At 73.4% G+C, this 11,728-nt stretch carries 11 protein-coding genes; 2 read left to right on the forward strand and 9 right to left on the reverse strand.

Translation table 11 applies throughout. The features are described 5' to 3' along the window. Positions 1-233: 233 nt before the first annotated feature. The 4 genes from ABVB68_RS05015 to ABVB68_RS05035 form a co-directional block, all read right to left on the reverse strand. Positions 234-2,777: a polynucleotide kinase-phosphatase gene (locus tag ABVB68_RS05015; RefSeq protein WP_353599626.1), complete on the reverse strand. Its 2,544-nt coding sequence runs from the start codon at positions 2,775-2,777 to the stop codon at positions 234-236. After that, positions 2,774-4,498 (reverse strand): 3' terminal RNA ribose 2'-O-methyltransferase Hen1, encoded by a 1,725-nt coding sequence (locus tag ABVB68_RS05020; RefSeq protein ID WP_353599627.1) that lies wholly within the window; start codon positions 4,496-4,498, stop codon positions 2,774-2,776. The genes ABVB68_RS05015 and ABVB68_RS05020 overlap by 4 nt, the downstream gene beginning before the upstream one ends. A gap of 299 nt (positions 4,499-4,797) precedes the next feature. Continuing rightward, positions 4,798-5,757 (reverse strand): hypothetical protein, encoded by a 960-nt coding sequence (locus ABVB68_RS05030; protein ID WP_353599628.1) that lies wholly within the window; start codon positions 5,755-5,757, stop codon positions 4,798-4,800. 198 nt (positions 5,758-5,955) lie between these two features. Further along, positions 5,956-6,879: an LLM class F420-dependent oxidoreductase gene (locus ABVB68_RS05035; RefSeq protein ID WP_353599629.1), complete on the reverse strand. Its 924-nt coding sequence runs from the start codon at positions 6,877-6,879 to the stop codon at positions 5,956-5,958. A 238-nt stretch (positions 6,880-7,117) separates the two neighbouring features. Here ABVB68_RS05035 and ABVB68_RS05040 point away from each other — a divergent pair, with 238 nt between their 5' ends. Then, positions 7,118-7,297 carry a hypothetical protein gene (locus ABVB68_RS05040; RefSeq protein ID WP_353599630.1) on the forward strand — a complete coding sequence of 60 codons (180 nt, stop codon included), beginning with the start codon at positions 7,118-7,120 and terminating at the stop codon, positions 7,295-7,297. 144 nt (positions 7,298-7,441) lie between these two features. Here ABVB68_RS05040 and ABVB68_RS05045 read toward each other — a convergent pair whose 3' ends face one another. The 5 genes from ABVB68_RS05045 to ABVB68_RS05065 form a co-directional block, all read right to left on the reverse strand. After that, positions 7,442-7,930, reverse strand: a complete 489-nt coding sequence (locus ABVB68_RS05045; RefSeq protein WP_353599631.1) for a DUF6099 family protein — start codon at positions 7,928-7,930, stop codon at positions 7,442-7,444. A gap of 210 nt (positions 7,931-8,140) precedes the next feature. Next, a complete protein-coding gene (locus tag ABVB68_RS05050) occupies positions 8,141-8,485 on the reverse strand; it encodes a nucleotide pyrophosphohydrolase (RefSeq protein ID WP_353599632.1) in 345 nt (114 codons plus the stop codon). After that, entirely contained in the window at positions 8,482-9,678 is a 1,197-nt protein-coding gene (locus ABVB68_RS05055; RefSeq protein ID WP_353599633.1) for an AAA family ATPase, read from the reverse strand. Before ABVB68_RS05055 ends, ABVB68_RS05050 begins: the two co-directional genes overlap by 4 nt. Before the next feature lie 137 nt (positions 9,679-9,815). Next, the gene (locus ABVB68_RS05060; protein WP_353599634.1) at positions 9,816-10,205 is read right to left on the reverse strand and encodes a cell division protein SepF; all 390 of its coding nucleotides are present in this window, start codon (positions 10,203-10,205) and stop codon (positions 9,816-9,818) included. A 353-nt stretch (positions 10,206-10,558) separates the two neighbouring features. After that, positions 10,559-11,074 carry a YceI family protein gene (locus ABVB68_RS05065; protein ID WP_353599635.1) on the reverse strand — a complete coding sequence of 172 codons (516 nt, stop codon included), beginning with the start codon at positions 11,072-11,074 and terminating at the stop codon, positions 10,559-10,561. Between the two features lie 111 nt (positions 11,075-11,185). Between ABVB68_RS05065 and ABVB68_RS05070 the strand changes: the two genes are divergently transcribed. Further along, on the forward strand, positions 11,186-11,680 hold the full coding sequence (locus ABVB68_RS05070; protein WP_353599636.1) for a MarR family winged helix-turn-helix transcriptional regulator: 495 nt from the start codon (positions 11,186-11,188) through the stop codon (positions 11,678-11,680). Positions 11,681-11,728 lie beyond the last annotated feature (48 nt).

Below are 11,728 nucleotides of genomic sequence, written 5' to 3' on the forward strand. Positions count from 1 at the left end.
CCGGGGGCGGACGGGCCCCTGGGTGGGCGGACGCCCGGGCCGTGAGCGGGTGTCCGCCCGGACCGGAGGTGGGCGGACGCCCTGACCGGAGGTGGGCGGACGCCCTGACCGGAGGTGGGCGGACGCCCTGACCGGAGGTGGGCGGGCGCCCTGACCGGGGGTGGGCGCCCGGGCCCCTGGGTGGGCGGCGGGGGCCCGGTGTCGCCCGGCCCGGCAGGCGTCCGCAGCGGGACTCAGAGGCGCGGGTCCACCGGCTCCGACTCCAGCGCCAGTACCCCGAAGACCGCCTCGTGGACCCGCCACAGCGGCTCCCCCTCCGCGAGCCGGTCCAGGGCCTCGAGGCCGAGGGCGTACTCGCGCAGGGCGAGGGAGCGCTTGTGGTTCAGGAACCGCTGCCGCAGCCGGGCGAGGTTGTCCGGCCGGGTGTACTCGGGACCGTAGATGATCCGCAGGTACTCACGGCCCCGGCACTTGATGCCGGGCTGCACCAGCCGCCCGTCCCCGTCCCGGACCAGCGCGCCGACCGGCTTGACGACCATGCCCTCGCTGCCCCGGCCGGTCATCTCCAGCCACCAGTCGACGCCCGCGCGCACCGACTCCGGGTCACCGGTGTCGACGTACAGCCGGCGGGTGGTCTGCAGCAGTCCGGTGCCGTCGTGCTCCACCAGGCGGTCGATCAGGGCCAGTTGCTCGTCGTGCGGCAGCGCGGCGAGGCTGCGGCCGGCGCTCGCCAGGATCTGGAAGGGCGCCAGGCGGACGCCTTCCAGACCGTCGGTGGTCCAGCAGTAACGGCGGTAGGCGGTGGTGAACGCCTGTGCGTCGGCGGCCCGTTCGCGCTGCCGGGTCAGCAGTCCGCCCACGTCGGCACCGCGCGCGGCGGCCGCCTCCAGGGCGGCCAGGGCCCCCGGGAGCACCGCGCCGGCGGCGGCACCCACGGCCGCGTACTGGCTGCGCAGCAGCCCCGAGGCCTTCAGCGACCACGGCATCAGCTCGGCGTCCAGCAGCAGCCAGTCCGTGTCGAGTTCGTCCCACAGGCCGGCGTCCGCGATCGCCGAGCGCAGGCGGCCGAGGATCTCCCCGGTCACCTTCTCGTCGTCGAAGAACGGCCGCCCGGTGCGGGTGTACAGCGAACCCGCCGGACCGTCCGCGACGCCGAAGCGGCCGCGGGCCGCCTCCTCGTCCCGGCACACCAGGGCCACGGCCCGCGAGCCCATGTGCTTCTCCTCGCACACGACCCGCGCGAGCCCGTCCCGCGCGTACTGGGCGAAGGCCTCCTGCGGGTGCTCCAGGTAGCCGTCCACCCGGGAGGTGGCCGTGGGCGCCATGGTGGGCGGCAGGTACGGCAGCAGGCGCGGGTCGATCGCGAAGCGGCTCATGACCTCGAGGGCCGCCGCCGCGTTCTCCTCGCGGATCGCCACCCTGCCCGCGTACCGGGTCTCCACCGCCCGGCGGCCGTGCACGTCCGCCAGGTCCAGCGGCCGTCCGTCGTGGCCACCGGGCGCCTCGGCGCGCAGCGGCCTCGCCGGCTCGTACCAGACACGCTCGGCCGGTACGTCGACCAGCTCGCGCTCGGGCCAGCGCAGTGCGGTCAGCTTGCCGCCGAAGACGGCTCCGGTGTCCAGGCAGATGGTGTTGTTGAGCCAGGTCGCCTCCGGCACCGGCGTGTGGCCGTAGACCACGGCGGCCCGGCCCCGGTAGTCCTCGGCCCACGGGTAGCGCACCGGCAGCCCGAACTCGTCCGTCTCACCGGTGGTGTCGCCGTACAGCGCGTGCGAGCGGACCCGGCCGGAGGTGCGGCCGTGGTACTTCTCGGGCAGACCGGCGTGGCACACCACGAGCCGGCCGCCGTCGAGGACGTAGTGGCTGACCAGCCCGTCCAGGAAGCGCCGGACCTCGGCGCGGAACTCCTCGCTCTCGCCGTCCATCTGGGCGATGGTCTCGGCGAGGCCGTGGGTGTGCTGCACCTTGCGGCCCTTGAGGTGGCGGCCGTACTTGTTCTCGTGGTTGCCGGGGACGCAGAGGGCGGCTCCCGACCGCACCATCGACATCACGCGGCGCAGCACCCCGGGGCTGTCCGGGCCGCGGTCGACCAGGTCGCCGACGAAGACGGCGGTACGGCCCTGCGGGTGCGCGCCGTCCTCGTAACCCAACTTCGCCAGCAGGGCCTCGAGTTCGGACGAGCAGCCGTGGATGTCGCCGATGATGTCGAAGGGACCGGTGAGGTGGGTCAGGTCGTTGAAGCGCTTCTCGGTGACGACGGTGGCGCCCTCCACCTCCGCCGCACCGCGCAGGACGTGCACCTTGCGGAAGCCCTCGCGCTCCAGCTGCCTGAGCGAGCGGCGCAGTTCGCGGATGTGCCGCTGGATGACCCGGCGGGGCATGTCGGCACGGTCGGTGCGGGCGGCGTTGCGTTCGGCGCACACCTCCTCCGGCACGTCCAGCACGATGGCGATGGGCAGCACGTCGTACTGCTTCGCCAGCTCGATCAGCTGCCGTCGGCCGTCCTGCTGGACGTTGGTGGCGTCGACGACGGTCCGGCGGCCGGCCGCCAGCCGCTTGCCGGCGATGTAGTGCAGGACGTCGAAGGCGTCCCGGGACGCGCTCTGGTCGTTCTCGTCGTCGGCGACCAGACCGCGGCAGAAGTCCGAGGAGACGACCTCGGTGGGCTTGAAGTGCTTGCGGGCGAACGTCGACTTGCCGGAGCCGGAGGCGCCGACCAGGACGACCAGGGAGAGGTCGGTGACGGGCAGGGTCCGCCCCGTGCGGGTCTCGGTCATGCGGCCTTCGCCTCCTTCTCGTCCGTGGTGGTCCTGAGCTCGAACACGGCCATCTGGGTGGGCGGCCCGACCTCTGGGTCGTCCGGTCCGACGGGCACGAACCCGACGTCGTAGCCGTGCCGTCCGGCCACCTCGCCCGCCCAGCTGCGGAACTCCTCGCGGGTCCACTCGAAGCGGTGGTCGCCGTGCCGGACGTGCCCGGCGGGCAGGGTCTCCCAGCGGACGTTGTACTCGACGTTGGGGGTGGTCACGAGGACCGTGCGCGGGCGGGCGTGCCCGAACACGGCGTACTCCAGGGCGGGCAGCCGGGGCAGGTCGAGGTGTTCGACGACCTCGCTGAGCACGGCGGCGTCGTAGCCCTTGAGCCGGTTGTCGGTGTAGGCGAGCGAACCCTGGACGAGCCGCACCCGGGACGCCTGTCGCTCGCCCATGCGGTCGAGCCGGAGCCGGCGGGCGGCGACGGCCAGCGCCCGCATCGACACGTCCATGCCGACGATCTCCGTGAAGCGCACGTCCTTGAGGAGGGCCTGCACCAACTGGCCCTGCCCGCACCCGAGATCCAGGACCCGGGCGGCACCGGACGCGTGCAGGGCGGCGAGGATCGCCTCCCTGCGCTGCACGGCGAGCGGTGCCGACGTCGGGTCCGCCGGCTCGGGCGCCGGTGACTCGGTCTGGGCCTGGAGCTGAGTCTGGGGCTGGGTCTGAGTCTGGGCCTGGGGCTGGGGCTGGGGCTGCACCTCGGTCGGGATCCGGGTCCGGGTCGGGGTCCGGGTCGGGGTCTGCGGCTGACTCGGGGTCTGGCCCGGGAGCACCTCCCGCGCCCCGCTCCCCGCCTCCGTCCCCGTCGCCGCCTCCGTCTCACCGTCGGCTTCCCGGCCCGCGTCGCCGGCGTCCTCGGCCGCTTCGAGGTCCTCGACCGCGTTGTCGATCTCCTCGACCTGGCTGTCGTCGGCCTCGGCCAGCCGCACCAGTTCCAGCCGCTCCATCGCCTGCCGGGTCAGGGACCAGCGCCGGGACAGGTACCGGCTGGTGATCAGCTTCTGCTCCGGGTGGCCGGGCAGCCAGCCCTCGCCGGCCCGCAGCAGCTTGTCGACCTCGTCGGCGGAGACCCAGTAGTGCTTGGCGTCGTCCAGGACCGGCAGCAGGACGTACAGGTGGCGCAGCGCCTCGGCCAGGGTGAGCGTCCGCGCCTCCAGGACGAGGCGGACGTAGCGCGAGTCGCCCCACTCCGGGAACTCGGTGTCGAGCGGCACGGGTTCGGCGTCCACGGTCCAGCCGAGCGGCGCAAAGAGGCCGCGTACCAGTTCGGCGCCGCCCCGGGCGGGCAGGGCCGGCACCTCGACCCGCAGGGGCAGCGGCCTGGCGGCGCGCTCCGGGCGTGCGGTGCAGACGCCGCGCAGGGCGCTGGAGAACACGCCGCTCAGCGCGACGGCGAGCAGCGAGGAGGCCGCGTAGGGGCGGTCGTTGACGTACTGCGCGAGTGCCGCGTCGGGGGCGCCGCCGCGTCCCTTGCCCTTGCCCCGCCGGACCAGCGACACCGTGTCGATCTCCAGCAGCAGCGCGGCCGTGCAGCGCCGGTCGTCCGCCTCCGGGTAGAAGACGTGGGCGGTGCCGTAGGACGTCGAGAACTGCTGCGCCTTGCCAGGATGCTTGTGCAGCAGGTACCCGAGGTCGGTGGCCGGATTGGCGGCGTCGCCGCTCGTGGAGATCGTCAGGAACACATGTCCGAGTCTCCCCTGCCCCGGTCCCGCCGACCACCGTTTTTCGCGCGGCGCTCGGCTCCGTCCGCCCGCTGGCGGCCGCTGTCCTCCTTCTTCCACGGGCCGACGCCGAGCCGGCCCGTCGTGCCGGGGTCGAGTTCCGGTGTCACGACCACCGGGGCGGCGCCCGGCCGGGGCCGCACGCGCACGTAGGGGGCGTTCACCCCGCGACGCGTCGGCCCGCTCCTCGGCTCACGACCCTCCGCCCGTGACGCCTCGGCCCGCTCCTCGGCTCGGCACTCCTGCGCCGGCTGCCCGGCTCACGGCTTCTCGGCCGGCCGCTCGGCTCGGGAGGCCTTGTCGATGATCGTCCGGGCCTCTTCGACGGCCCTCTTCTCCGCGGCCCGCATGGCGCCCAGCGCCTTCCCGTTCTTGCCGATGGCCGTCTTCTGGAGGCGGGTCTCGACCGCGTGGACCTCAGTGATGTAGTCGGTGTCGAGCTTGCACCGCGCGTCGGCGGCCGCCGTCTTCCTCTCCTTGCCCGACGGCGTCCCGGAGGTCCCGTACCAGGCCCGGTCGTAGAGCGCCTTGTCCGGGTCGGAGTAGCGGAAGCCCTTCTTCTTCATGCAGTCCGACCACGCCCGGTCGGCCTTCTTCCAGGCCGGGTCCTTGCGCGCCTGGAGGGCGCTCCGGGACCACAGCTCGGCGGCGAGCGAGTAATAGCCGGAGAGCCGCACGCCGTTGATCCTCTTCGCCTTGGGCGGGGGGCCGTAGATCTTCCGCGCCGCCTCGCCGAGGCACCCCCCGTCGGGAATGGGGCGCCCGTGGGCCCGTCGGCTGTCGCCGGTCTCGTATCCGGCGGTGAGGGCGACGTACTGGTCGGCCGGCCACTCCATCGGCTGGGCGGAGTCGACCCGTTCCCGGTTGTGGTAGCCGTGCTCGGCCGCCCGGTCGGGGTCGTCGACGCCGTAGGGAGTCTCGTCACCGGGCATGGTGCTGATCGCCGGGTTGCCCTGCCGGACCGGGTAGGTCGCTTCCAGGGTCCGGGTGTCGAGCGTGGCGAAGCCGGGGAAGCCGAGCCCGACCATGCACTTCCCGGCCAGGATCCACTGCGCCTTGCCGATGGTCTTCACCTCGTCCGAGGACGGGTCGGGAAGGTAGGCGTGGAGCGGGAAGGCCTCCATGGAGTTGAGGCGACGGGCATCGTCCGCGGCGTCGTCACCGCCGGCGAACTGACATGCCGTCAGGGCCAACAGGCCGGTGAGAGCGAGAGGGAGCACTGTGCGCACCCTGACATCCGATCAGGCCCCGATCATGAGCGCCGTGATGGAGCCCACAGTTCCGGCACACGGAGTGCGCCTGCGGTGCTGCCTCTCGGGCGGAGGCGGCCCGGAACCCCTTCCCCTGGCGGGGACGTGGGGCCCGGGCCACTCGGTCCACTCGGGCCACTGCGGATGCGAGTGGTACGGCCCGGCGTGTCAGGCCAGTTGCGACTGGACCTGGCTGGAGATCAGTTCCAGGTGGTCGAGGTCGTCGAGGTCCAGCATCTGCAGGTAGATGCGCTGGGAGCCGATCTCGGCGTACCGGCCGATCTTGTCGACGACCTCGGCCGGGGACCCGGCCAGGCCGTTGGCCCTGAGCTCGTCCACCTCGCGGCCGATGACGGCGGCGCGCCGGGCGACCTCCTGGTCGTCCCGTCCGACACAGGCGACGAGCGCGTTGGAGTACGTCAGGTCGTCCGCATCCCGGCCGGCCTCCTGCGCGGCGGCGCGCACCCGGCCGAACTGCCGCTCACTGTCCTCGATCGAGGCGAAGGGGATGTTGAACTCGTCGGCGTACCGGGCCGCGAGCCGCGGGGTGCGGGTCGCCCCGTGGCCGCCGATGAGCACCGGGACCTTCCGCTGGGCGGGCTTGGGCAGCGCGGGCGACTCGGTCAGGTCGTAGTACGTGCCGTGGAAGTCGAAGGTCTTGCCGACCTCGGTCGCCCACAGTCCGGTGACGATCGCGAGCTGCTCCTCCAGCCGCGCGAACTTCTCCTTCGGGAACGGGATGCCGTACGCCTTGTGCTCCTCCTCGAACCAGCCGGCGCCGAGACCCAGCTCCACCCGGCCCCCGGACATCTGGTCGACCTGCGCGACCTGGATGGCCAGCACGCCGGGCAGCCGGAAGGTGCCGGCCGTCATCAGCGTGCCGAGGCGGATGCGCTTGGTCTCGCGGGCGAGCCCGGCCAGCGTGATCCAGGCGTCGGTGGGGCCGGGCAGGCCGTCGCCGCCGCCCATGCGGAGATAGTGGTCGGAGCGGAAGAAGGCGTCGAAGCCGAGATCCTCGGTGGCCTTGGCCACGGTGAGCAAGGTGTCGTAGGTGGCCCCCTGCTGGGGCTCGGTGAAGATTCGAAGGTCCATACACCTATCCTGCACGCCGAACGCCCCGCCAACCTCCCCGGCACCGCCCGGCACGGCCGTCCACGGTCGGGTGAAAACCGTCCACCCGGTGCGCGGGCCGCGGTGCGGGCCAGTGACCGGCGCCGGCCGGTGATCGTTGGGCCGTTGGAGCCGGACCGTCCGGCACCCGCGCCGGACGGTGGACACCGTCGCGCGTCATCGCGCCGGCCCGGCCGGGCCGGGGGCCGAGGAGGCCGTGATGTCCGAAGAGTCAGTTCCCCGGCAAGAGGGCTCCGCCGGGCACCCCAAGGGGCTGCTGGAGCAGATGGAGGAGCTGATGGCGGCACTGAACGCGGACCTGTCGGCGCTCGCGGACCTGCAGGACGGGGGGACGGCACGGAGGTCGGCCGAAGAGGCCGAGGGGGCCGGACTCGGCTGAGACGGCCGCCGGCAGACCCGGCCGGCGTCGTGCGGAGCGGCACCCGTGGGCGCGCGAGCGGCACCGTCCCGGCAGGCAGGTGTCAGAGGCGCCCACGACGCGGGGCGCAGGACCGCCCGTGCGACCCGCGGCGGGGGCTCGTCCTCAGACGCCCGACGGGCTGCTCTCGTTGCCGTTCTCCGGCAGCATCTCCTCGCGCGCCGCCAGCTTGCGCAGCATCTCCCGGACCCGGTCGCGGGATTCGTCGGCCGCGTCGATGGCCTCCATGCACTGCCAGTACGTCGTCTCGTCGGCCGCGCCGCTGGCCATGCCGACGAGGGCGATGCCAACCTCGCCGAGCAGACCGCCGAGGCACAGCAGGGTCTCGCGGGCGTCGTCCAGTTCGGTGAGCTGGGCGGCGCGCAGGTCTCCCGGATCCAGTTCGGGCGGGTCCAGCACGCCGCAGCCCCGGCCCGCCAGCTCGGTCAGCCCCAGCGCCTCGCCGCGCAGCTCGGGCGGTCCGGAGACCGCGAGGCGGCTGCCGATCGCCTGGGCAAGGGCCTGTGCCTGCCACACCTCGGCCATCATCTCGGCCGCGTCGGTGCCGCCGGCCAGGGCACGCCTGCTGGTGAGGATGAGCCGTATCGCGTCCATACGCTGCCCCCGTCCGTCCACGTGCTCGCCGGCACGTGTGTGGGTGAACTCCCTTGTTCACTACCCAGAGTGAAGGTCTCCGAGGCGAAAAGCCAGAGGTAGACGGAAATCTGTGGACAACAATTCGGATTCGACAGGTGATTTGACTGCGGAGAGTAATAGCGGAACGTCAGCGTCCGTCCGTTGCCGGCGGATGTCGGGCGAGGTCCGTCAGCCGTGTTCCTCCGGCCCCGGGCGCGGGAAGCGCAGTTCGTTGCGATCGATCTTGGCGTCCAGGGCGGCCAGCGGGTCGACCCCCAGCACGTCGCAGAACTGCAGGAGATAGGCGAGCACGTCGGCGACCTCGTCCGTGACCCGGTGCGCGCGCTCCGGGTCCTCCATCACCCGGGAGGACTCCTCCGGGGTGAGCCACTGGAAGATCTCGACCAGTTCGGAGGCCTCCACCGAGAGGGCGGCGACGAGGTTCTTGGGCGTGTGGTAGGGCTGCCAGTCGCGCGCTGCCGCGAACTCGGCCAGTCTGCGCTGGAGTCGGGCCAGGTCCAGAGGTTCGGTCACGGCTCCAGGTGTACCACTGTGACGCCCTCGGCTCCGGCGGCCCAGGAGGCGTCGCTCACCGCGGCCACACAGCGGATGTGCCCGCGCTCCCCCATCCGGGCCGCCGTTCCCAGCAGGGCCCGGCGCTGGGCGGGGTCGAGGGCCCGGTCGAAGCCGTCGGTGAGCACGGTGAGGCTGCGCAGGGCGTCGGGCACCTCGCCGGGGGCGTCCATGTCGAGCACGCCGGGCCCGGTCAGCAGGACCAGGGTCAGCGCCAGGTAGCGCAGTTCGCCGTCGCCGAGCCGGGCGAGCTCGGTGCGAAAGCCGTCGCCCCGGTCCAGCAGCGCCCGCACCGTGCCGTCGGCCCGCGGCTCGGCGACCAGGTCGGCCACCGGCCCGGCACAGCCCCCGCGGAGCGCCTCGACCAGCAGGCCGTGGCGGCGGCTGCACTCCGCGCGGGTGCGCCACAGGACGTCGGCGAGGTTGTCGCAGCCGGGCAGCAGCCGGCCCGACCCCGCGGGGACGGGCGTGCGCATCCGGTCCGGGCGCGGGTCGCAGGGGAAGACGGAGCGCAGGGCGACGACCATCTGCTCGGCCGCGGCCAGCACCTGGCGCTGACCGTCCGTCTTGCCGGCCACGCGCAGGGGCAGCAGGGCGGTGCCGAGGCGGTCGTCGGGCAGCGGGGCGCGGGTCACCGGGGCGGAGCCGGCGGTGTGCCAGGCGGCCTGCACGGTGCGGCGCCCCGGGTCGCGCAGGGCGGTCTCCAGCAGGACGACGCCGCCCGCGGTCAGCCGCTCGCCGACGATCCGCAGGGCCGGCTCGGCCTGTACGGCGATGTCGAGCCGCACCGGGCCACCGGCGCCGTCCGCCGTGCAGCCGATCCGGAAGCCCCGCCGGCCCTCGGCGTCCGGACGGGCCCGCTGCGGCACACAGGCGGCCGGATCGGGGAACGCCTCCGCGAGGGAGGCACCGCCGCCCAGCCGCGCGAGTGCCTCGAAGGCCGCGAGCGCCGTCGTCTTCCCCGCGCCGCTGCGCCCCGCGAACAGGGTCACGGGCCCCAGCGGGAACCCGGCCCGCCGGTGCCCGGCGAAGGCGGACAGCCGTAACTCGGTGACCCGGGCGCGCACGTCGAGGCATCCGCCCGACTGCGCGGGCACGGTCACAACGGATGCGTCGGCCGCCGGAGGCCCGGCGGACAGGGAAGGCACGGCCATACGCGGACCGTAGGACCGCGCGGCGGCGGCGAACCGTTCAGTCACCCGCCCCTTCCCACGATCGGAGGACGGGCCGCGGAGACGCCGGTATGAAGAACGCCGCCGCAGGGCACACCGGCGCCGGGGCCGCCGGGTCCTCAGGCCTCCGAGATGCCCGCCCCCTCCATCAGCCCGCTGACCTCCGTACCGGGCGGGGTGAGGAGGAAGACGTTGCGGTCGACGCGGTGCATCCCGCTGCCCAGGCCGAAGACGACGCCGGTGCTGAAGTCGAGGACGCGCTTGGCGACATCGGCCTCGGCGCCGGACAGGTCGAGCAGCACCGGCGCGCCGGTCATCACCGTCTCGGCGACATCCCGGGCGTCCGCGAAGACGTTGACCCGCAGGACCACGAACCGGCGCCTGGTCTCGGTCTCGGCGTCGGGCAGCGAACGGTGGCCGACCGCGGACGGCCAGGCGTCCCGGCCCCGCAGCGGCACGACCTGGGCGAGCCCTTCCCACTGTTCATCGGTGACGTCGTAACGGCTCACCGGCTTCCCCCGACCTGACTCGCACTAAATGCCTGCACCAGCCAATTCTTACGCCAAGTCACCCGTTCGGCCCAACAACGACACGGTGCGCGACCGCCCCGGTGAGCCCACACCCGGACAGGACTGGGGGGATATGCCGGGTTGATCCTGGTTCTTACCGCTCTCCTACCGGGCTCTTCACGTGTCGCCGCGTCCCGCACACCGGTGGCCGTTAGCGTCCCGGGCCGTGCACTCGGCACTGAGCCGCCGGGTGACACCGGGGCGGCGGACACGATCGGCGGTGCCCGCCGCCCCCGAGAGGCTCCGCTGCGCAGGCCGGCGACGGCCCCGGGCGATCGGCCGGACTCGGACGCTCAGGCGGTCGCGCGCGTGAAGCGCAGCCTGGCGGTCACCGTGGACGGCTTGGCGAGCATGCCCATCTGGTTCCAGGTGATGCCGAAGTCGGTGCGGTCGACGGTGAACTCCGCCTCCAGCACCAGCGAGGCGGGACCCACCTCGGCCAGGCGGCCGGTGAAGGAGAGCGGCTTGGTGACACCGCGCACCGTGAGGCGGCCGCTGACGCGGACGGCGTCGCCGTCCAGGCGCTCGGCGCCGGTGACCTCGAAGGTGATCTCCGGGTGGTTGTCGGCGTCGAAGAAGTCGGCCTGGCGCAGGTGGGCGTCGCGCTTGGGGTTCTTGGTGTCCAGGGAGGTGGCGTCCAGGATCACGGTGCCGGTGGCCGAGCCGTCGGGCTTCACCTCGCCCTGGCCGCGGACGGAGGTGAAGGCGCCCTTCACGGAGACCACGCCCCAGGCGGCCTTGTGCCGCAGCCCCACGCTGGACGCGGCCGGATCGAGCTGCCAGAGACCTGTTTCCACGGCGACGGTCATCGTCGTACTCCCGAATCAGTGGTCCAAATTTGGATGATCGCAACGCTAGCGACCGCGCTGACGGCGCACAAGCCGTTCGTCCAAAATTGGACAGCGAGTTAGACTCCCCGTATGCCCGCCTCCGACCCGCACCCCGGCGACCTGCCCGGAAGTCCCGCCGAGGGCTCCGGTCTCCTGCCGGACGAACTCCGCGCCTGGACGCTATGGGTGGCGGCTACAGGAACGGTGGAACAGAGGTTGAGGTCGGTGGTGAAGGAGTGCCTCGACGTCTCCCACGACGAGTTCCTGATCCTGTGCCTGCTGGCCGAACAGCCCCGCGGCGGACTGCGCATGACCCGGGTCGCCGACCTGCTCGGCCGCCCCAAGACGCGGCTCACCTACCAGGTCGCCTGCCTGCAGCGGGCCGGCCTGGTCACCCGCAGGACCGTGTGCGGCGACAAACGGGGCGCCGAGGTCGCCCTCACCGGCACGGCACGCGAGCTGCTGAGGGAGACCTCCGCCCTGCTCGCCGGCACCGTGCGTCAGGCCCTCGCCGAGGCCATGGGCACCGACCAGCTCGCGGCCGTGCGCGCGCTCGTGCCGGACCCGTCCGGGCAGCCGCGCTGACCCCTGCGGAGACGCCGCCGCCCCCCGGGGAGGCCCAGGTCACAACCG

This window comes from Streptomyces sp. NPDC096012 (assembly GCF_040426375.1).
Classification (GTDB): Bacteria; Actinomycetota; Actinomycetes; order Streptomycetales; family Streptomycetaceae; genus Streptomyces.